Raw genomic sequence first — 20,640 nt, forward strand, 5'->3', positions numbered from 1 at the left:
CAGCTCTGGGCCGGGAGGCGACTGTAACGGCAACGGCCCCCCGCCCGGAAGGGCGAGGGGCCGTCGTACGGCGAGGCGCGGACTCAGCCGCGCTGGATGCCGGAGGTGTCCTGCAGGACACCGCGGCGCCCGTCCTGGGTCTGGGCGACCAGCGCGGCACCGCGCTGCTCGACGGCCAGGTACCAGGTGCCGGGGGCCAGTTCGGCGATCGGGCCGGCCGAGCCGTCCTCCGCGAACAGCTGGCGGGGCACCGGCACGGCGAACCAGAACGGTGAGAAGTCCCCGGCTGCGGGCTGCGGCGCCTGCGCGGCCTGCGCGCCCGGGCCGGCCGGAGCACCCGGACCGCCCTGCGGGGCGGGCTGCTGCCCGAACGGCTGACCCGGCTGCGGCTGGGCGCCGTACGGCTGCTGCGGGTGGGCGCCCGGGTAGCCGTAACCGCCCTGCGGCTGCGCTCCGTAGGGCTGCGGGGCGGCCGGCTTGGGGGCCGGGACCAGGGCGGCCTGGAGCGGCGGCATGAGGGGGGTGGCGATGGCGCCACCGGCGAGGACCAGGGCGGCGATCAGACCGAGGATGAGGCCTGCGCCCCTCTCGACATCGAAACCGTTCGTGTCGATCGACCCTGCCGGGTCGAAGATCGTCCAGAGTGCGGTCCACGCGGCGAACACGGTCAGCGCCACGCCCAGCTGACCGAGGTCGAGGCCGGCGACCTTGCGGGGCTGCGGCAGGGCGTGTGCGACCACGATCAGGACCGCGCCCGCGATGCCGCCGATGTACACGCTCATCAGCAGCCCGAGGTTGTCCCAGGCGTTGGGGATGTTGCTGCTGTCGCCGCCGTACGTATCGAGGAACGACGCGATGAACAGCACCACCGCTGCTCCGATCACCACGCCGTCGCCTCTAGTGAGGGAGCGGATATTCACTTCAGGTCCTTCGTAGGTCGTCTCGTCGTCGGTAGACACTATCGTCCACAAGATCCGGCTGTCCGGCCGGTTCCGCCCGCCGGTCACGACCGACGCAGGAAACTCACGATTCCCTCAGAGATTCCTTGCGCCGCCTTCTGCCGCCAGGCGCCGCTGGTCAGCGCTGCCGCGTCCTTGCTATCGCGCATGTTGCCGCACTCGATGAACACCTTGGGAACCGTTGACAGATTGAGACCACCCAGGTCCGTGCGCGTGACGAAACCGGTACCTCCGCCGAGGTAGTTGGACGGCGGCTCGCCCGTCTCCCGGAGGAAGGCGCCCGCGATGCGCACCCCGAGGTCGTGCGAGGGGCCGACGATCTTGCGGGTGTCGGCGCCGCCGGAGTGGACCGACCCCGGCATGATGACGTGGAAGCCGCGGTTGCCGGGGGCGGAGCCGTCGGCGTGGATCGAGACGGCGGCGTCGGCGTCCGCCGCGTTGCCGATCCGGGCCCGCTCGTCGACGCAGGGTCCCCAGGGCGGGCTGTCCCCGTCGTGCGTCAGCTTCACCGTGGCGCCCTGCTCCCGCAGGAGCGAGCGCAGCCGGTGCGCCACGTCGAGCGTGAACCGCGCCTCCGCGTACCCGGCGTCGGTGGACGTGCCGGTGGTGTCGCACTCCTTCCGGTTCGTCCCGATGTCCACCTTGCGGTTGATCTCGGAGACGTGCCGGAAGTTCCCCGGGTTGTGTCCCGGGTCGATGACGACGACCTTGCCCGCGAGCGGCCCGGATCCGGCGGGCGCCCCCGGCGCGGAGGGCCGGGGGGACCGCTCGCCGTCGTCGCCGGGCGGGGCGGAACGGGGTGACGATGACGCCGGGGCCGGCGCCGAGGCCGTGTGCGAGAGGGGTGCCGGGGAGCCGGTACGGTCCGAGCCGCCGGGACCGCCACCGCCCACCGCCTCGTACACCACCCAGCCGAGCAACGCGCCGGGTACCAGTGCGGCCAGTGCCACGGTCAGCGGGCCACGCCGGGACCGGCGTGGCTGCGGGGGATCGAAGTCCGGGCCTGCGTACGACACGCTGCCACCCTAGCGGCCGGTCCGGTCCGGCACGGAGCCGCGACCGGGCGCGCCCCGAACCCTTCCCCCTCCACGACGGGGCGCACCCCGAGCACGCCCGCCCCGCCGCGACGGGGCGCACCCGGAACACGGCGGGCGGGTCAGATGCCCGCTCCCGTGCGCCGCAGGATCCGCAGCGAGCCCGTGGCCGCGGCTTCGGTGAACGCTCCCGACTCCAGGGCCCGCAGGTAGACCCGGTACGGAGCCTGGCCGGTGAACTCGTCCTCGGGGTGCGGGAAGACGTCGTGGATGACCAGGAGCCCGCCCTCGGCCACGTGCGGGGCCCAGCCCTCGTAGTCCGCGGTGGCGTGCTCGTCCGTGTGGCCGCCGTCGACGAAGACGAAGCCGAGCGGCGAGTTCCAGATCGCCGCGATCTGCGGGGAACGGCCGACGAGCGCGACCACATGCTCCTCGAGCCCTGCCCGGAACAGCGTGCGCCGGAAGGCCGGGAGCGTGTCCATCAGGCCGATCTCCGCGTCGACCGTCTCCGGATCGTGGTAGTCCCAGCCGGGCTGCTGCTCCTCGCTGCCCCGGTGGTGATCGACCGTCAGTGCCGCGACCCCGGCCGCCCGCGCCGCGTCGGCGAGCAGGACGGTGGAGCGGCCGCAGTACGTGCCGACCTCCAGCAGCGGCAGCCCGAGCCGCCCGGCCTCCACCGCCGCCGCGTACAGCGCCAGCCCCTCGTCCACGGGCATGAACCCCTTCGCCGCCTCGAACGCGGCCAGGATCTCGGGCTTGGGTGCGGCGGGCATGGGGTCCCTCTCGGTCGTACGCGGGCAACTCGGGCCGCCCATGCTGCCGTACCCCCCGCCGACCGAAGGACGGGGGGTACGGGCAGCACCGAGAAGGGGCGCGGGGGAACTGCGCGGCCGGCCACGACGCGCCTGCACGCGACAACCGGCCCCCCGGCCCCCCGGATCACGTCGGTGGCCGGGGGAAGGGGACCGGCCGCGGCGTCGGCGACGCGCTACGCCCGTACCGCCGCCTCACCCGGCAGCGAAAGGTCCAGATCGACCGCGTGCCGCCCTCCGGAGTGCGTCGCGGACGACGCGAGCGGCCCGTGCCCGGCGGCCCGTGCGGCCAGGACGTAGGCCCCCTGCGCGGGCACGGCCAGCGCGTAGGAACCGTCCTCGGTGGACACGGTCGCCCCCGCCTGGCGGCCCCGGCGGTCGATCAGGGTGACCTTGGCCCGCGCCACCGGAGCGCCGCCGGCGTCCAGGACCCGGCCGCGGAAGCCGCGCAGCACCTCCTCGGCACGCTCCAGGTTCGCGTCCTCCTCGCTGCTCGCGCGCAGCTGGGCGTGCTGGGCCGGGCGGGCCGGCTTCGGCAGGAAGAAGGCCAGCAGCAGGCCCACCGCGACGGCCGCCGTGGCGATCAGGAAGGAGACGCGGAAACCGTGCATGGTCGGGACCGCGACGCCGCCCACGTCGTTCGCCGTGTTGGCCAGCACCATCCCGATGACGGCGCTGGAGACGGAGGTGCCGATGGAGCGCATCAGGGTGTTCAGGCCGTTGGCCGCGCCGGTCTCCGAGGCGGGGACCGCGCCGACGATCAGCGCGGGCAGTGAGGAGTAGGCGAGGCCGATGCCCGCGCCGAGCACCACGGAGGTGATGATCGTCTGCCAGGCGGCGTCCATCAGGCCGAGCCCGCCGCCGTAGCCCACGGCGATGATCAGCATGCCGGAGATCAGGGTCGTCTTCGGCCCGTAGCGGGCGGACAGCCGGGCGTAGACCGGCGCCGTGAACATCATCGTCAGGCCCAGCGGGGCCACGCACAGACCCGCGACGACCATGGACTGGCCGAGGCCGTAGCCGGTGGCCTTCGGCAGCTGGAGCAGCTGCGGCAGGACCAGCGAGACGACGTAGAAGCTGACCCCGACCATGATCGAGGCGAGGTTGGTGAGCAGCACCTCGCGACGGGCGGTGGTGCGCAGGTCGACCAGCGGCGCCGGGACGCGCAGTTCGTACAGCCCCCACAGGAGCAGCACGACGACGGCGGCGGCGAACAGGCCGAGCGTCGTCCCCGAGGACCAGCCCCAGTCGCTGCCCTTGGTGATGGGCAGCAGGAACAGCACCAGGCCGGTGGACAGGCCCGCCGCGCCGGGCAGGTCGAAGGAGCCCTCGGCGCGCATCGGGGACTCCGGCACGACGAGCAGGGCCAGGGCGATGGCGAGCACGCCGAGGCCGGCGGCGCCGTAGAACAGCCCGTGCCAGTCGGAGTGCTGCGCGACCAGGGCGGCGGCGGGCAGCGCGAGGCCGCCGCCCACGCCTATGGAGGAACTCATCAGGGCCATGGCCGAGCCGAGCTTCTCGCGCGGCAGCATGTCCCGCATCAGGCCGATGCCGAGCGGGATCGCGCCCATGGCGAAGCCCTGCAGGGTACGGCCCACGATCATCGTGATCAGCTGGCTGGTGAGCGCGCTGACCAGGGCGCCGGCCACCATCACGGAGAGGCTGAGGATGAGCATGCGCCGCTTGCCGTACAGGTCGCCGAGCCGGCCCATGATCGGTGTGGCGACCGCGCCGGACAGCAGGGTCGAGGTGAGCACCCAGGTGGCGTTGCTCGGCGCGGTGCCCAGCAGCTGGGGCAGGTCCTTGATGACCGGCACGAGCAGCGTCTGCATCACCGCGACCACGATGCCCGCGAAGGCGAGCACCGGGACCACGGCCCCGCCGGCCCTCCGGTTGGGTTGATCGGTCGTCGTGTGGGTCATGGGGTGAGGCCTCCGGGCCGGACGATGGACGGGCGGTGATCGCACGGAATAAGTGGTGGGTAAACCTCGTATGCACAGGCAACTATTCCGTTGCTTCGGGCCTCTAACGAATCCTTGACCATCCCATGGGGATCTGAATGGTCGTCAGGGCTGGTCCGTCACTGCAACACGTTCTAATCTGCGCGCCATGAAGGCCTATGTAGCCGGGGTCGGGATGACCCGCTTCGAGAAGCCGGAAACCCGGGAATGGCAGTACTGGGACATGGTCCGGGAGGCGGGGGGCGCGGCACTCGCGGACGCCGGGCTCACCTACGCCGATGTGGAACAGGTTCCCGTCGGCTACTGCTTCCAGCCCTCGACCGCCGGCCAGCGCGCCGCCTACGAACTCGGCCTCACCGGCATCCCCGTCTACAACGTCAACAACAACTGCGCGACCGGATCGACCGCGCTCATGCTGGCCCGGCAGCTCGTCGAAGGCGGCGCCGCTGACTGCGTGCTGGCGCTGGGCTTCGAGAAGATGCGCAGGGGCGCGCTGGGCGGGGGTGCCGGCGGAGGGGACTTCGCGACCTCTCCCGTCGCCCGGCACTACGGGATCATGGCCGCCCGGCACGGCTTCGGGAAGAGCCCGCCCACCGCGCAGATCTTCGGTGCGGCGGCCCGCGAGCACATGGAGAGGTACGGCACGACCGAGGCCCAGCTCGCCGCGGTCGCGGCGAAGAACCACCGGCACTCGGCGCACAACCCGAACGCCCGGTTCCGGGACGTGTACGAGGTGGCCGACATCCTCGCCGCGCCCGTGGTGCACCGCCCGCTCACCAAGCTCCAGTGCTCGCCGACCTCGGACGGCGCGGCGGCGGCCGTGGTGGTCTCGCAGCGGTTCGCGCGCCGGCGGTCCCTGACCGGGCTGGCCGAGATCGCCGGTCAGGCGATGACCACGGACACCGAGGAGTCCTTCGCCTCCGGCTCCTGCATCGACGCGGTCGGCCGGCCCATGTCCCGCGACGCCGCCCGGCTGGCCTACCAGAGCTCCGGGCTCGGCATCGAGGACGTGGACGTGATCGAGCTGCACGACTGCTTCTCCGTCAACGAACTGCTGACGTACGAGGCGCTCGGCATGTGCGCGGCGGGCGAGTCCGGCAAGCTCGTCGAGTCGGGTGCGACGACGTACGGCGGACGGTGGGTCGTGAACCCGTCCGGCGGGCTCATCTCCAAGGGCCACCCGCTGGGCGCCACCGGCCTCGCCCAGACCGCCGAGCTGGTCTGGCAGCTGCGCGGCGAGGCGGGGGAGCGGCAGGTACCCGGGGCCCGGGTGGGGCTCGCGCACAACATCGGCCTGGGCGGCGCGGCCGTGGTGACGATGCTGCGGGTGGAGTAGCGCGCGGGCACGCCCCACCGGGACCCCGCCCGCCCGGGGGCCCGCCGGCGGCGTGGCGCGCGGGTGCGGGCCGCCGGCCGCGGGTGCGGTGCGGGGCCGACCGGGCCTTCGGCCATCCACCCGCACCCGGACGGGCGGCCGTACCACCGTGGCCGAGCGGGTCCGGCGGGACCCGGCGGCCGCGCCGTTGTCACAACCAGCCCTGTCGCCGGGCCTCCCGTACCGCCTCCGCCCGGTTCCGGGTGCCCGTCTTTCCGATCGCCGCGGACAGGTAGTTGCGGACCGTCGACTCGGACAGGTGCAGCCGGCCGGCGATGTCGGCGACCGTCGCCCCGTCCACCGACGCCTTGAGCACGTCGCTCTCGCGAGCCGTCAGCGGGTTCGGCCCGGCGCTCAGCGCGGCGGCGGCCAGCGCCGGATCGACGACGGTCTCCCCGCTGAGCACCCGCCGGATCGCCGCCGCCAGTTCCTCCACCGGACCGTCCTTGACCAGGAACCCGACGGCCCCGGCCTCCATGGCCCGGCGCAGATAGCCGGGCCGGCCGAAGGTGGTGAGGATCAGCACCCGGCAGTCGGGCGCCCGCTCCCGCAGCTCGGCCGCCGCGTCCAGCCCGTTCATGCCGGGCAGTTCGATGTCCAGGAGGGCCACGTCGGGACGGTGGGTGAGTACGGCGTCCACGATGGCGTCGCCCGAGGCCAGCTGGGCCACGACCTCGATGTCCTCCTCCAGGCCGAGCAACAGGGCCAGCGCGCCGCGCATCATGCCCTGGTCCTCGGCGAGCAGCACCCGGACGGACTTGGCGGGCCGGTGCTCCCGGGGCGACTCGTTCATGCGCTCAGCCTACGGCGACGCCCCGGCCCAGCCGCCGCCCCGAAAAAGCCCGGGAATCCCGGCGCCGCCCCCATACGAGGCCGCGGCCGCGGCGGCTCCTGCCACCGCTCGCCCCGTACGCCCGGCCGTCGCCGTGCCGGCCACCCCGCTCGCCCCCTGCGTCGGGCCCCGGCTCCGTGCCGGCCACCTGGGGCACGGCCTCGGTGGACCGATCCCGGCGTACGCGCTGCCGTCGCGTGGAGAGCCTCGGGCCGGGTGGTCATCTCCCCTTGGATGCCGTGGCCGCCGTGGCCGTACCGGCCGTACCCGCCGTGGCCATCGTCGTACCCGCCGTGGCCGTCGTACGCGCCGTCGCCGTCGCCGTGAAGCCTGTCGGTTCTGGAGGTTCCGTCGGGAGTTCGGCGGTGACCGTGAAGCCTCCGCGGGGTGCGGGGCCGGCGGTCAGGCGGCCGCCCGCCGCCGCGAGGCGTTCGGTCAGGCCCGTCAGGCCCGTGCCGCCGATGCCCTCCGCGGGGCGGCTGACGGCCTTGCCGGAGCCGTCGTCGGCGACCGTGAGCCGGACCCGCTCGGCCGCGCCCTCGATCGTGATCTCGCAGCGGCCCGCGTCGCTGTGCCGGACCACGTTGGTGACGGCCTCGCGCACCACCCAGCCCAGCAGCACCTCGGCCTGCGGTGCGAGCGGCGTCCCGGTCTGCCGGACCACCGGTTCCACACTCGCCGCCGACAGCGCCGAGCGGGCCCGGGTCAGCTCGGTCGCCAGGCTGCCCTCGCGGTAGCCGGTCACCGCCTCGCGGATCTCCGTGAGCGCCTGCCGGCCCACCGACTCGACGTCCGCGATCTGCGTCAGCGCCGCACCCATGTCCCGCGGGGCCAGCCGCCGGGCCGCCTCCGACTTCACCACGATCACCGACAGGGTGTGCCCGAGGAGATCGTGCAGATCCCGGGAGAAACGCAGCCGCTCCTTCTCCACCGCCCGCACCGCCAGCTCCTCGCGGGCGGCGCGCAGCTCCCGCACCGCCTCGGACAGGCCGAGGATCGCCGCGGTCACCATGCTGGACAGGAAGGTGGCGTAACCGATGTTCGTCGCGTCCCCCCAGCCGCCCCGCAGACCGGAGACGCCGGCCGCGAACACCGAGAGCAGCAGGCCGGTGCGGCCCAGCCACGGACCGCGCAGCGTGGCGCCCGCCGCGAGTCCCAGCAGCGGGAAGAACATCAGCCAGCTGCCGCCGTACCCGAGCGCGAGACCCGTGGTCAGCAGCGCCATCAGGGCGAGCGCCACCCGGGTGGACACCGACTCGCGCTTGCACCGGTCGAAGGAGCGGAAGGTGACGTAGATGTAGAGCGAGTTGAAGGTCAGCAGGCCCAGCCCGCCGATCCAGGGACTCGGTGTCCGGCCCTGGAGCAGGTTGGAGAAGGAGCCCAGGCCCATCAGCAGCCAGGGCAGCAGCGCGAAGCCGGTGGGCGGCGGTCCCGGATGGTCGACGCTCGCGGCCCCGCCGTTCTTCTTCGCGGCCCGCCGCGCGGCCTTGAAGCGCGCGTGTTCGGCCCGCCAGCGCAGCCGTTCCGCCCGCCAGCACGCCACCTGGCGGTTCAGTCGACGCCACCACGTCATCTCGGTGTCTCCCCCGGTCGGATCGTCCTCGCACCCCGGCGGTGCGACGGCACAGCGTACGAATCGAACGTAAGGAACCGGACCCGCCCGCGGCAGATGCGCTTGTCGGGAGATCGGCAGTACAAATGTCACAGCGCGCGGTCCGCGTCCCCCCAGCTGAACTGACACACTGTCAGGAGCCTTCACAACTGTGGAGCCCTGGGCTATACAGGGGGCGCCGGACTGGAACGCGTTCTAGATCGGCCCGTGGCGACCTCGGTGCGGCCGACGGTGCGGACGGCCGTGCCGGGGTCTCGAGCCCCTCAGGAGTCCTATGCCCATCGACGCGGCCAAGGCGCTCGCGGCCGAACCCCGCTCGCACGAGATCGCCTGGACCACCAAGGACGTCCAGCTCTATCACCTCGGCATCGGCGCCGGCGTCCCCGCAACCGACCCCGGCGAGCTGCGCTACACCCTGGAGTCCCGGCTGCACGTGCTGCCGAGCTTCGCCACCGTCGCGGGCGCCGGCGCGCCCGGGGTGATCAGCGGGTTGTCCCTGCCTGGGGTGGAGGTCGAACTCGCCCGGGTCCTGCACGGAGGGCAGACGCTGCGGCTCCACCGCCCCATCCCGGCCGAGGGCACGGCCACCGCGACCAACCGGCTCGCCGCCGTCTACGACAAGGGCAAGGCCGCCGTCCTGGTCCTGCGCACCGAGGTCACCGACGCCGACGGCCCGCTCTGGACCAACGACTCCCAGATCTTCGTGCGCGGCGAGGGCGGCTGGGGCGGCGACCGCGGCCCCGCCCAGCGCCTCGACCCGCCCACCGGCGACCCCGACAAGACCGTCGAGCGCCCCCTGCGCGAGGACCAGGCCCTGCTCTACCGGCTCTCCGGCGACTGGAATCCCCTGCACGCCGACCCCGAGTTCGCCGGGCTCGCCGGGTTCGAGCGGCCCATCCTGCACGGACTGTGCACCTACGGGATCGCGCTGAAGGCGGTCGTCGACACCCTGCTCGGCGGCGACGTCACCCGCGTCCGCTCCTACACGACCCGCTTCGCCGGGGTGGTGTACCCGGGCGAGACGCTGCGCATCCGCATGTGGCGCCGCGAGGACGGCAGCCGGGTGGCCGTGAGCGCGATGGAACGGGACGACGCGCCGGTCCTCGCCGACACCGTCGTCCGACACTCCTGAACCCCTGAACCCCTGAACCCCTGAACCCCTGAACCCCTGAACTCCTGAACCCCTGACACTGCCGAACTGCCGACTGCCGAACTGCCGAACCTCCTGACACTCCCGAGCAAACCCGCCTTCGAGGGGAGAGCCGCACCATGCGCGCAGCCGTACTGCACGAGATCGGACAGGAGAAGCTGGAGGTCCTCGACGACGTCGAGGCGGTGGGCTTCGGCCCCGGCAAGGTCAGGGTGCGGGTGCGCGCCACCGGGCTGTGCCACTCGGACCTGTCCGCCATGAACGGGGTGCTGCCCCAGCCGGCCCCCTTCGTCCCGGGCCACGAGGGCGCGGGCGAGATCCTCGAGGTCGGCGAGGGCGTACGGCACCTGAAGCCGGGCGACCGGGTCGTCATCTGCTGGCTGCCCGCCTGCGGCGCCTGCCCGGCCTGCAGGCGCGGCCAGACCGAGCTGTGCCTGGCCGGGTTCATGAACGCCGGCACCCCCAACTTCAAGCGCTCCGGCGGTGACGTCTTCGGCTTCGCGGGCACCGGCACCTTCGCCGAGGAGGTCGTGGTCGACGCCGGGTGCGCCGTCCCCATCCCGGACGACGTGCCCTTCGACATCGCCGCGCTGATCGGCTGCGGGGTGACGACCGGACTCGGCGCCGCCCTCAACACCGCCGACGTGCAGGCGGGTTCGTCGGTCGCCGTCATCGGCTGCGGGGGAGTGGGCATCTCCACCGTGCAGGGGGCGCGGCTGAAGGGCGCCGCCGAGATCGTCGCCGTCGACCCGGTCGCCTCCCGGCGCGAGTCCGCCCTGAAGTTCGGCGCCACCAGGGCGGTCGCACCCGAGGAACTGGCCGACGCCAAGCAGCAGATCACCGGCGGCGAAGGCTTCGACTACGTCTTCGAGGTCGTCGGCAGGTCCGCCACCGCCCGCACCGCCTACGACAACACCCGGCGCGGCGGCACCCTGGTCGTGGTCGGCGCGGGCGCCATGGACGACTTCCTGCAGCTCAACATGTTCGAGCTGTTCTTCGACGAGAAGCGCATCCTGCCGTCCATGTACGGCGGCGGCGACGTGCTGCGCTCCTACGAGCGGACCATCGCCCTGTGGCGGGCCGGCCGCGTCGACCTGGCCGGCCTGATCACCCACCGGGTGCGGCTGGCGGACATCGACGAGGCACTGGACCAGATGCGTACCGGGACCGCCCTGCGCACCTGCATCGAGATCTGAGGACGGAGCGGAATGTCACTGCCACTTCAGGGGCTGTCCGCCGTCGTCACCGGGGCCGGGCGTGGCCTCGGCCGGGCCGAGGCCCTGGAACTCGCCCGGCTCGGCGCGGCCGTCGTCGTCAACGACTACGGCCGGCCCGGCCGCGACGGCACCGGCGAGGCCTCGCCGGGGCCCGCCGAGCACGTCGCCGCGGAGATCCGCGACCTGGGCGGCCGGGCTCTCGCGCACACCGGGGACGTCGCCGACTTCGAGCAGGCCCGCGCACTGGTGGACCTGGCCGTCGGTGAGTTCGGCGCACTGGACGTCCTCGTCAACAACGCCGGCATCCTGCGCGACCGCATGGTCTTCTCCATGACCGAGGACGAGTGGGACTCGGTCCTCCGCGTCCACCTCAAGGGCCACTTCAACACCACCCACTTCGCCGCCGCGCACTGGCGGGAGCGCTCCAAGGCGGCCGGGGGACCGGTGTACGGGCGGATCGTGAACACCTCGTCGGAGGCGTACCTCGCCGGCTCCGCCGGACAGCCCAACTACGCGGCGGCCAAGGGCGGGATCGTCGGCCTCACCACCTCCACCGCCCTGGCCCTGGCCAAGTACGGTGTCACGGCCAACGTGATCTGCCCGCGCGCCCGGACCCGGATGACCGAGGACGTCTTCGCGGGCCTCGGGCGACCGGACGAGGGCCTCGACCCGCTCGCCCCCGAACACGTGGCCCCGCTCGTCGGCTACCTGGCCTCACCGGCCGCCACCCGCGTCAACGGCCAGCTGCTCGTCGTCCACGGCGGCATGGTCGCCGTCATGGAACGGCCGCGCGTGCAGGCCAAGTTCGACAGCAAGCAGGAGACGTTCAGCTACGACGAACTCGACGCGCTGCTCACCCCGCACTACGCGGGCCGGCCGCAGGGGGAGACCTTCGCCGCGGCGGAGGTGCTGGGACTCAAGCGGGACTGACGGCGATCGGGACCGACGGGACTGACGGCGGTCGGGACCGACGCCAAGCGGGGCTCACGGCGATCGGGACCGACGGGACTGACGGCGGTCGGGACCGACGCCAAGCGGGGCTCACGGCGATCGGGCCGGCGGCTGTCGGGGCCTGCTGCGATCAGGGCCGGTGGCAAGACGAGAGAGGAGGGGGCGCCCGACGGGCACCCCCTCCTCTTCCGCTCCACGACCGTCAGGCGGCAGCCTCGGTCGTCTCGTGGGCCGGCTTGCGGTGCCGGCCGTGCGGAGCCGTCTCGTTCTCCTGTGCCGCGACCGGACCCCGGTGCCGGCCGTGGCCGGTGGTCTCGTGGCGGTCGGCGGACAGTGGCTCCATCGTGCTGGTGTCGCTCATCGGACGTATTCACCCCGTCAACATGATCTTTCGTACAGCCGGGCGAGTGTAACCGGCACACCACGGGCCGAATCCAGGCGCACACGCCGACCGCCACTACTTCGTTACAAGACGTCCCAGGGGGGCCTGCTGGAGGGGCACCGGGCGGGCGCGCACGGTCTCGGCAGGGCCCCGTTCCGCCGGCCCCCGGGACACCTCGGACGCCCCGCCGGCCGTACCGTCACGGACCGGGAGAGGCGGCCCCGCCGGACCCGCCTCTCCCGGTCCCGGCGCTTCCGCGACCACCGGGACCCCGGCGCCGGCCGCGGTCCCCCCGCCTCTCGATCCCCCCTCGGGCGCCGTCAGTTCCGCCACCCCGCAGGGCGTGCCCGGCGTCGCGTACGGCAGCCGCAGCACCCCGTCCCTCGTGACCAGCCCGGCCCCCGCCAGCCACCCCTCGGGCGCCGGAAGATGCGTCAACTGCCGCTCGGCCGGGCGCCAGGTGCCCACCCAGGTGCCGAACGCGCCGTCGACACGCAGGGCCACCGCGCAGTTCTCCGGCATCAGCACCTGCCCCGGCTGGATCGCGAACGGCGTCACCACGCAGTCCGGCAGGCACAGGCACTCCGGGAAACGCACCGGCAACGTGCTGCCCAGCACACCCCAGGCCAATCGTTCCTGCCCCGAGGACGGCGCGTCGGAGGAGATGAGCAGCAGCCCGCTGTCGGGGTCGGCGAGCAGCAGCCGGTCGTCACTGTCCTCCGCGATCTGCAGCAGCGGTGTGACCTCACCGCGCTCCAGGTCCACCACGACGGTCTTGGTCCGCCCGCCCAGCTCGCGGTCGAGCGCCAGCATCCGCCGGGAGCCGTCCAGCCAGATCCCGCCCGAGCAACGCCCCGGCACCTCGGCGAGCCGCTCCGGCCCGAACGCCCCGCCCGCCACCAGCCACACCACGCTGGAGCGGGGGCCGGCGGCGAGGGCGTACGCGTGCGCGCCCCCCGGCGCCGGCGGCAACAGCGTGAGCCGGGCACCGGGCTCGGGACACTCCACCGCGCCCAGCGGCAGCTCGCCGGTGCCGGGTCCGGTGGGGTACAGCAGTGCGAAGTGGTGCCGCCGGTCGGCGAGCCGGTGGATCAGCACCCGGCCGTCGCCCATGGGCTGTACCTCGGTGCCGGGCTCCTCCGGCTGGTTGCCGGGCAGCGGCACCGCATACGGTTCCGGGCCGTCCAGCGTCCAGCGCTCGGGGAACCAGGAGTCACCGTCCAGCGCGAGCCGGGCGGCGTACGCGCCGTCCGCCGTGAGTACGCACGCCGTCCCCGGCGCGCCGCCGTCCCCGCCGGACTCCCGGGTCGAAGGGGGTTCGATCGCACAGGCCGTCATGGTTCGGTCACCTCCGGCGACGAAGCTAGTTTTCGCACGCACAGGCGTGGGACCGGCCTTCTTCCGCTTCACACGTAAGGGTGGCGCGGCGGCGATTCGCCTGAGGGAATCGAGGCGCGTGTGCTGGGCGGGGCCATGGCGACCCCCTCGTACCGGGCCCGTCCCGGTCCGGGCGGGGCCGGATCCGGTACACCCCCGCCGAACAGCCAGGTAGCCTTTCCCCGTGCCCCGTCTGTCTGAAGTCATCGCCGCGCTGGAGAACCTGTGGCCCGCCGAGCGGGCCGAGTCCTGGGACGCGGTCGGCACGGTGGTGGGAGACCCCGACCAGGACGTCACCCGGGTCCTGTTCGCCGTCGACCCCGTGCGGGAGACCGTCGACGAGGCGGTGAAGCTCGGCGCCGGCCTGCTGGTCACCCATCACCCGCTCTATCTGCGCGGGACGACCACGGTCGCGGCCTCCACAGCCAAGGGCCGGCTCGTGCACACCCTGATCAAGAACGACATCGCCCTGCACGTCGCCCACACCAACGCCGACACCGCCGACCCGGGGGTCTCCGACGCCCTGGCCGGCGCCCTCGACCTGCGGGTCGTACGCCCCCTGGTGCCGGACCCCACCGACCCGGAGGGCCGCCGGGGCCTCGGCCGCGTCTGCGCACTCGACCACCCGGTCACCGTCCGCGAGCTGGCCGCCCGCGCCGCCGAACGGCTGCCGGCCACCGCGCAGGGCATCCGGGTGGCCGGCGACCCCGAGACCGTCGTCCGCACGATCGCCGTCAGCGGCGGCTCCGGCGACAGCCTGTTCGACCAGGTCCGCGCGGCCGGCGTCGACGCCTTCCTCACCGCCGACCTGCGCCACCACCCGGCGAGCGAGGCCGTCGCCCACAGTCCTCTCGCGCTGCTCGACGCGGCGCACTGGGCCACCGAGTGGCCCTGGTGCGAGCTGGCCGCAGCCCAGCTCGACGAGATCTCCGACCGTCACGGCTGGGACCTGCGCGTCCACGTCTCGAAGACGGTCACCGACCCCTGGACCGCCCACGCGGCGTCCTCCGTCACCACTAGCCCCTCGGGAGCCCCCAACTGAACGCCGCGCCCGCCGACCAGATCCGACTCCTCGACGTCCAGGACCTCGACGTCCGCCTGCAGCAGCTCGCGCACCGGCGGAGGTCCCTGCCGGAGCACGCCGAGATCGCGTCGCTGAACAAGGACCTCACCCAGCTGCGCGACCTGCTGGTGGCCGCGCAGACGCAGGACAGCGACACCGCCCGCGAGCAGACCAAGGCCGAGCAGGACGTCGACCAGGTGCGCCAGCGTGCCGCCCGCGACCAGCAGCGCCTGGACTCCGGCGCGGTCACCTCGCCGAAGGACCTGGCCAGCCTCCAGCACGAGATCGTCTCCCTCGCCAAGCGCCAGGGCGACCTGGAGGACGTGGTCCTGGAGGTCATGGAGCGCCGTGAGGCCGCGCAGGAGCGGGTCACCGAGCTGACCGAGCGGGCCGCGTCCGTGCAGGCGAAGATCGACGACGCGAGCGGCCGGCGGGACGCCGCGTTCGAGGAGATCGACGGCGAGGTCGCCTCGGTGACCAAGGAGCGCGAGGTCATCGCCGCTTCGGTCCCCGCGGACCTGCTCAAGCTCTACGACAAGCTGCGCGAGCAGCAGGGCGGCATCGGCGCGGCCAAGCTGTACGCCCGCACCTGCCAGGGCTGCCGTCAGGAGCTGGCCATCACCGAGCTGAACGAGATCCGCGGGGCGGCACCGGACACGGTGGTCCGCTGCGAGAACTGCCGTCGCATCCTGGTGCGTACGGCCGAATCCGGTCTGTAGGGGGTTTGACGGGGTGAGGGAGTTCATCGTCGAGGCCGACGGCGGCTCGCGGGGAAATCCGGGGCCGGCCGGGTACGGCGCCGTGGTGAGCGACGCGGTGACGGGCGAGACGCTGATGGAGGACGCGGAGTACATCGGCATCGCCACGAACAACGTGGCCGAGTACCGCGGCCTCCTGGCCGGCCTGCGCGCCGCGCATGCCCTCGACCCCACCGCGACGGTCCACGTCCGCATGGACTCCAAGCTGGTCGTCGAGCAGATGTCGGGCCGCTGGAAGATCAAGCACCCCGGGATGAAACCGCTGGCCACCGAGGCGCGGGCCGTCCTCCCGCCCGACCGGGTCACCTACGAGTGGATCCCCCGCGACCGCAACAAGCACGCCGACCGCCTGGCCAACGAGGCGATGGACGCGGGCGCGAAGGGGGAGCGGTGGTCGCCGGCGCAGTCCCGCGCGGCCCTGGACACCCCGCCCGCCGTCCCCGAGCCCTCGGGCCCGCCCGGCGACGCGACGGCGGGCGCGGCGAAGGCCCGCGCGGCCCTGACGAACGGCCGCACCACGCCTCCGGCCCCCGCGGCGGGAGCACTGCCGGACGGCCGCACCACGGCTCCGGCCTCTTCGGCGGCGGGGTCGGCGGACGGGAGTGCGACGGCTCCGGCCTCTTCGGCGGCGGGGTCGGCGGACGGGAGTGCGACGGCTCCGGTCTCCTCGGCGGCGGGGTCGGCGGACGGCCTCACGACGGCTCCGGCCTCTTCGGCGGCGGCGGAGTCCGCGGACGGTGGTGCCACCGCTTCGGTCACCTCGGCTCCCGGCTGGAGTGCCGGTCCGGATCTCGGTGCCCCCGCCACCTTCGTACTCCTGCGGCACGGGGAGACCCCCCTCACCCCCCAGAAGCGCTTCTCCGGCAGCGGCGGCACCGACCCGTCTCTCTCGGACGCCGGACGCGAGCAGGCCCGGCGGGTGGCGGAGGCGCTGGCCCGGCGCGGCACGATCCAGGCGGTCGTCGCCTCGCCCCTCGCCCGCACCCGGCAGACCGCCGGTATCGTCGCCGCCCGGCTGGGCCTGGACGTGGCGGTCGACGACGGCCTGCGCGAGACGGACTTCGGCGCCTGGGAGGGCCTGACGTTCGGCGAGGTCCGCGAGCGCCACCCGGACGACCTGAACGCCTGGCTCGCCGACCCGGAGGCCCACCCCACCGGCGGCGGCGAGAGCTTCGCCGAGACGGCGGCCCGGATCGCGGTGACCCGCGACAGGCTGACCGCGGCCCACGCCGGCCGCACGGTCCTCCTGGTCACCCACGTCACGCCGATCAAGACCTTCGTGCGGCTCGCCCTCGGCGCCCCGCCCGAGTCCCTCTTCCGGATGGAGCTTTCCGCGGCCTCCCTGTCGGCGGTGGCGTACTACGCGGACGGCAACGCCAGCGTCCGGCTGTTCAACGACACGTCCCACCTGCGTCCCTGAGCCCGGCGGCGGACCGCGCCAGCTCCTCGATCCGGGCCCAGTCCCGGGCCGCCACCGCGTCCGCCGGGATCATCCAACTGCCGCCCACGCAGCCGACGTTGGGCAGGGCGAGGTACTCGGGGGCGGTCGCCGGGCCGATCCCGCCCGTGGGACAGAAGCGGGCCTGCGGCAGCGGTCCGGCCAGCGACCTCAGATAGGCCGTGCCGCCGGCCGCCTGCGCCGGGAAGAACTTCATCTCGCGCACTCCGCGCTCCAGCAGTGCGACCACCTCCGAGGTGGTGGACACCCCGGGCAGGAACGGCACCCCGGACCCGCGCATCGCCGCCAGCAGCGCGTCGGTCCACCCCGGGCTCACCAGGAACCGCGCCCCGGCCGCCACGCACGCGCCCACCTGCTCAGGCGTGATCACCGTACCCGCGCCGACCACCGCCTCCGGCACCTCCCCGGCGATCGCGCGGATCGCCGCCAGCGCCGCCGGGGTCCGCAGCGTCACCTCGATCGCGGGCAGGCCGCCGGCCACCAGGGCCCGCGCGAGCGGTACGGCGTCGGCGGCGTCGGAGAGCACCACCACGGGCACGACGGGCGCGAGATCCAGCACGGAGGCGGCCGGAGAGGAGGGCAACGGTGAGGTCATGCCCTCATCGTGCCCAGCGACTGCACTCCCCGCAACGAGCGTTGCGTATATTGCAACGCAGGCGCTGCCGTCCGATCAGTGGATCTCGTCCACCAGCACGTCCAGCGACCACGCCCTGCCCGCCTTGCCCGGCGCCTCTGCCTCCACCACGTATCCCAGCTCGCGCAGCACCGCCACCAGCCCGGCGGGATCCTTCGGCGCCGCCCCGGCCGACAGCAGGCTGCGCACGATCCGCCCCTTGGTCGCCTTGTTGAAGTGGCTGACGACCTTCCGGGTGGGCGCGTGCAGCACCCGCACGGTCGCCGTCCGCCCCGCCACCTCGCCCTTCGGCCGCCAGGCCGCCGCGTACGCGGACGAACGCAGGTCCAGCACCAGGCCGCTGCCGGCCGCCTCGGGGAGCACCTCGGCCATCGGTGCCCGCCAGTGCCCCGCCAGCGCGCCGAGTCCAGGCAGCTTCACGCCCATAGAGCAGCGGTAGGAGGGGATCCGGTCCGTCACCCGCACCGCGCCCCACAGCCCCGAGAAGACCAGCAGAGACTTCGCCGCGCGCCGTTTCGCCGCCGCGTCAAGGGTGGCCAGGCCGAGGGAGTCGTACAGGACACCGGTGTAGATCTCCCCGGCCGGGCGGGCGCCGGCCGCGAGGAGTCCGGCGTTCTTCGCGACCTCGCCGCGCAGCCCCTCGCTCAGCCCGAGCACCTCGCGCGCCTTCTCCTCGTCGCCGGAGCACAGCTCGACCAGTTCGCCGAGCACGGACTCCCGCGCGGCGGTGAGCCCCGGCAGGGACAGCGACTCCAGTGCCAGCGGGGCGCCCCCGCCCGAGTTCGCCTTGCCTTCCGAGGGCGGCAGCAGGACCAGCAACACGTACTCCTCACGTAGACCTCCGCGCCAGGGTACGGCGTGCCCGCGGTCCACCCCCGGCCTACGCTCGCTGTATGCCCCGCCGCAAGATCCGTGTGACCGGCGCCCCCGAAGCACCCCTGAGGGACGCGTTCGCCGCACTGCGTTCCGCGCTCGGCGCCCCCGACGGGTTCCCGCCGGAGGTCCAGGAGGAGGCGGAGCGCGCCGCGAAGGCGCCCACACCGCCGTCGTACGACGCCCCGGCTCGCCCCGACGCGAAGGGCGCACCCGCACCGACGCTGGGCGACGCCCCGGCTCCCCGCAAGGCGAAGGGCGCGCCCGCACCGCCGTCGTACGACGCCACCGACCTCCCGTTCTTCACCCTGGACCCGCCCACCTCCACCGACCTCGACCAGGCGGCCTGCCTGTCCCGGCGGGGCACCGGCCACCGGGTCCGCTACGCCATCGCCGACGTCGCCGCCTTCGTCGTCCCCGGCAAGGCCCTGGACGCTGAGGCGCACCGCCGGGTGAACACCCTCTACTTCCCGGACGGGAAGGTCCCGTTGCACCCCGCCGTGCTCAGCGAGGGCGCGGCCAGCCTGCTGCCGGACCGGCCCCGGCCGGCCGTCCTGTGGACGATCGACCTGGACGCGGACGGCCGCACCCTCGCCGTCGACGTGCGCCGGGCCCTGATCCGCAGCCGCGCCAGACTCGACTACGCGGGCGTGCAGCGGGACCTCGACGCCGGGACGGCCGAGGAGCCCGTGGCGCTGCTCAGGGAGATCGGCGAGGCGCGTGAGCGGCTGGAGGCCGAGCGCGGCGGCATCTCCCTCGACGTGCCCGAGCAGGAGATCACCAGGCGCGGCCACACCTACGAGCTGCGCTACCGGGCCCCGCTGCCCGTCGAGGGCTGGAACGCCCAGCTCTCCCTGCTCACCGGCATGGCGGCCGCCGATCTGATGCTCGCCCACGGCACCGGCATCCTGCGCACCCTTCCGGCCGCCCCCGACGGCGCCGTGACCCGGCTCCGGCGCACCGCGACCGCCCTGCACATCGACTGGCCGCACCATGTGTCGTACGCGGCCCTCCTGCGCACCCTGGATCCGCGCGACCCGCGCCACGCCGCCTTCCTCCAGGAGTGCACCACCCTGCTGCGCGGTGCCGGCTACACCGTCTTCCGGGACGGTGTCCTGCCGGCGCTCACCACCCACGCCGCGGTCGCCGCCCCCTACACCCACGCCACCGCCCCGCTGCGCCGCCTCGCCGACCGGTACGCCTCCGAGATCTGCCTCGCGGCCGTCGCCGGCCGGGCCACGCCCGACTGGGTGCTCGCCGCCCTCGACGCACTGCCGCGCGAGATGGCCGACGGCTCCCGGCGTGCGGGCACGGCCGAGCGGAGCTGTGTCGGCATCCTGGAGGCCGCCCTGCTGAAGGACCGGGTCGGGGACGTCTTCGACGGCTGCGTGGTGGACGTCGACGAGCACCGGCCGACGGTCGGGACCGTGCAGGTGCGGGCTCCGGCGGTCATCGGCCGCATCGAGGGCGAGCGGCTGTCACCCGGCGAAGTCCTGCGCGTACGACTGACACGGGCCGACCCGGCGACGGCGCAGATCCTCTTCGCCCCGGCCTGACCCCGTTCCCCTGCCCTTGTGCCGGATGCCGCCCCACCCGGGCCCGGCGCTCTCGACCCTGGCGCTCTCGGCCCTGGCGCTTTCGGGTCCGGCGCTCTCGGCCCCGGTGCTCGCGGGGTCGGCGCTCGCGGTCCGCGGCGCGGCGGGCGCCCGGTACCATGGTCGACACGGCAGACGAGCCGGGCGGGCGGCCGCGTGGAGTCCCTCAGGGGGCTTCCCGAGGAACGTCCGGGCTCCACAGGGCAGGGTGGTGGCTAACGGCCACCCGGGGTGACCCGCGGGACAGTGCCACAGAAAGCAGACCGCCGGGGATCTCGGTCCTCGGTAAGGGTGAAACGGTGGTGTAAGAGACCACCAGTGCCCAGGGCGACCTGGGCAGCTAGGTAAACCCCACCCGGAGCAAGGTCAAGAAGGAGCGCCGTGAAAAGCGCTCTGCGCGGACGTTCGAGGGCTGCCCGCCCGAGTCCGCGGGTAGACCGCACGAGGCCGGTGGCAACACCGGTCCTAGATGGATGGCCGTCGCCCCGGCGCCCGCGAGGACACCGGGGAACAGAACCCGGCGTACAGCCCGACTCGTCTGCCGCCTCGCTCTTCCCGGCATGGCGTCCCCGTACGGCGTCCGCGTATCCCGCCGC

The 20,640-nt window shown here is 74.0% G+C and carries 18 protein-coding genes and 1 other RNA gene; 9 read left to right on the plus strand and 10 right to left on the minus strand.

Features of this window, described 5'->3' with window-relative positions; translation table 11 throughout:
• Positions 1-83 precede the first annotated feature (83 nt).
• The 4 genes from ACGFT2_RS30075 to ACGFT2_RS30090 all read right to left on the minus strand — a co-directional run bounded on the left by ACGFT2_RS30075 (position 84) and on the right by ACGFT2_RS30090 (position 4,727).
• A complete protein-coding gene (locus ACGFT2_RS30075) occupies positions 84-920 on the minus strand; it encodes a hypothetical protein (RefSeq protein ID WP_393284202.1) in 837 nt (278 codons plus the stop codon).
• Positions 921-1,003: 83 nt separating this feature from the next.
• Positions 1,004-1,975 (minus strand): N-acetylmuramoyl-L-alanine amidase, encoded by a 972-nt coding sequence (locus tag ACGFT2_RS30080; RefSeq protein ID WP_393284205.1) that lies wholly within the window; start codon positions 1,973-1,975, stop codon positions 1,004-1,006.
• Positions 1,976-2,115: 140 nt separating this feature from the next.
• Positions 2,116-2,766 carry a class I SAM-dependent methyltransferase gene (locus ACGFT2_RS30085; protein ID WP_393284208.1) on the minus strand — a complete coding sequence of 217 codons (651 nt, stop codon included), beginning with the start codon at positions 2,764-2,766 and terminating at the stop codon, positions 2,116-2,118.
• Between the two features lie 215 nt (positions 2,767-2,981).
• The gene (locus ACGFT2_RS30090; protein WP_393284211.1) at positions 2,982-4,727 is read right to left on the minus strand and encodes an MFS transporter; all 1,746 of its coding nucleotides are present in this window, start codon (positions 4,725-4,727) and stop codon (positions 2,982-2,984) included.
• Positions 4,728-4,914: 187 nt separating this feature from the next.
• Between ACGFT2_RS30090 and ACGFT2_RS30095 the strand changes: the two genes are divergently transcribed.
• Positions 4,915-6,102: a beta-ketoacyl synthase N-terminal-like domain-containing protein gene (locus ACGFT2_RS30095; RefSeq protein ID WP_393284214.1), complete on the plus strand. Its 1,188-nt coding sequence runs from the start codon at positions 4,915-4,917 to the stop codon at positions 6,100-6,102.
• Positions 6,103-6,292: 190 nt separating this feature from the next.
• Here ACGFT2_RS30095 and ACGFT2_RS30100 read toward each other — a convergent pair whose 3' ends face one another.
• Together ACGFT2_RS30100 and ACGFT2_RS30105 are read right to left on the minus strand one after the other, a co-directional pair.
• A complete protein-coding gene (locus ACGFT2_RS30100) occupies positions 6,293-6,934 on the minus strand; it encodes a response regulator (RefSeq protein ID WP_393284217.1) in 642 nt (213 codons plus the stop codon).
• Positions 6,935-7,193: 259 nt separating this feature from the next.
• Positions 7,194-8,546: a sensor histidine kinase gene (locus tag ACGFT2_RS30105; protein ID WP_393284220.1), complete on the minus strand. Its 1,353-nt coding sequence runs from the start codon at positions 8,544-8,546 to the stop codon at positions 7,194-7,196.
• Positions 8,547-8,859: 313 nt separating this feature from the next.
• On the opposite strand from ACGFT2_RS30105, the gene ACGFT2_RS30110 reads away from it, so the two are divergent.
• The 3 genes from ACGFT2_RS30110 (at position 8,860) to ACGFT2_RS30120 (ending at position 11,882) form a co-directional block, all read left to right on the plus strand.
• On the plus strand, positions 8,860-9,717 hold the full coding sequence (locus ACGFT2_RS30110) for a MaoC/PaaZ C-terminal domain-containing protein (protein ID WP_393284223.1): 858 nt from the start codon (positions 8,860-8,862) through the stop codon (positions 9,715-9,717).
• Between the two features lie 137 nt (positions 9,718-9,854).
• Complete coding sequence (locus ACGFT2_RS30115; protein WP_393284226.1) at positions 9,855-10,931, plus strand: Zn-dependent alcohol dehydrogenase; 1,077 nt, start codon at positions 9,855-9,857, stop codon at positions 10,929-10,931.
• A 12-nt stretch (positions 10,932-10,943) separates the two neighbouring features.
• The gene (locus ACGFT2_RS30120) at positions 10,944-11,882 is read left to right on the plus strand and encodes a 3-oxoacyl-ACP reductase (RefSeq protein ID WP_393284229.1); all 939 of its coding nucleotides are present in this window, start codon (positions 10,944-10,946) and stop codon (positions 11,880-11,882) included.
• A 223-nt stretch (positions 11,883-12,105) separates the two neighbouring features.
• Here the strand turns inward: ACGFT2_RS30120 and ACGFT2_RS30125 are convergent, their stop codons facing one another.
• Both ACGFT2_RS30125 and ACGFT2_RS30130 read right to left on the minus strand, forming a co-directional pair.
• Positions 12,106-12,264: a hypothetical protein gene (locus ACGFT2_RS30125; protein ID WP_393284231.1), complete on the minus strand. Its 159-nt coding sequence runs from the start codon at positions 12,262-12,264 to the stop codon at positions 12,106-12,108.
• A gap of 96 nt (positions 12,265-12,360) precedes the next feature.
• Positions 12,361-13,623, minus strand: a complete 1,263-nt coding sequence (locus ACGFT2_RS30130; RefSeq protein ID WP_393284236.1) for a hypothetical protein — start codon at positions 13,621-13,623, stop codon at positions 12,361-12,363.
• A 223-nt stretch (positions 13,624-13,846) separates the two neighbouring features.
• Between ACGFT2_RS30130 and ACGFT2_RS30135 the strand changes: the two genes are divergently transcribed.
• Genes ACGFT2_RS30135 through ACGFT2_RS30145 form a run of 3 tightly spaced genes read left to right on the plus strand, consistent with a single transcriptional unit; the run spans position 13,847 to position 16,903 of the window.
• Positions 13,847-14,704: a Nif3-like dinuclear metal center hexameric protein gene (locus ACGFT2_RS30135; protein ID WP_393284239.1), complete on the plus strand. Its 858-nt coding sequence runs from the start codon at positions 13,847-13,849 to the stop codon at positions 14,702-14,704.
• Positions 14,701-15,444, plus strand: coding sequence for a zinc ribbon domain-containing protein (locus tag ACGFT2_RS30140; RefSeq protein WP_393284637.1), 744 nt, complete (start codon positions 14,701-14,703; stop codon positions 15,442-15,444). Before ACGFT2_RS30135 ends, ACGFT2_RS30140 begins: the two co-directional genes overlap by 4 nt.
• 13 nt (positions 15,445-15,457) lie before the next feature.
• A complete protein-coding gene (locus ACGFT2_RS30145; RefSeq protein WP_393284241.1) occupies positions 15,458-16,903 on the plus strand; it encodes a bifunctional RNase H/acid phosphatase in 1,446 nt (481 codons plus the stop codon).
• On the opposite strand, the gene eda is transcribed toward ACGFT2_RS30145, so the two are convergent.
• The gene (gene eda / locus ACGFT2_RS30150; protein ID WP_393284244.1) at positions 16,875-17,537 is read right to left on the minus strand and encodes a bifunctional 4-hydroxy-2-oxoglutarate aldolase/2-dehydro-3-deoxy-phosphogluconate aldolase; all 663 of its coding nucleotides are present in this window, start codon (positions 17,535-17,537) and stop codon (positions 16,875-16,877) included. The genes ACGFT2_RS30145 and eda overlap by 29 nt on opposite strands.
• Before the next feature lie 75 nt (positions 17,538-17,612).
• Positions 17,613-18,395 carry a peroxide stress protein YaaA gene (gene yaaA / locus ACGFT2_RS30155; RefSeq protein WP_393284247.1) on the minus strand — a complete coding sequence of 261 codons (783 nt, stop codon included), beginning with the start codon at positions 18,393-18,395 and terminating at the stop codon, positions 17,613-17,615.
• Between the two features lie 74 nt (positions 18,396-18,469).
• On the opposite strand from yaaA, the gene ACGFT2_RS30160 reads away from it, so the two are divergent.
• Positions 18,470-20,005 carry an RNB domain-containing ribonuclease gene (locus tag ACGFT2_RS30160; protein WP_393284250.1) on the plus strand — a complete coding sequence of 512 codons (1,536 nt, stop codon included), beginning with the start codon at positions 18,470-18,472 and terminating at the stop codon, positions 20,003-20,005.
• A 175-nt stretch (positions 20,006-20,180) separates the two neighbouring features.
• An RNA gene (gene rnpB / locus ACGFT2_RS30165) (RNase P RNA component class A) lies at positions 20,181-20,585 on the plus strand.
• Positions 20,586-20,640 lie beyond the last annotated feature (55 nt).

It is taken from the genome of Streptomyces sp. NPDC048514 (genome assembly GCF_043199955.1).
GTDB lineage: Bacteria > Actinomycetota > Actinomycetes > Streptomycetales > Streptomycetaceae > Streptomyces.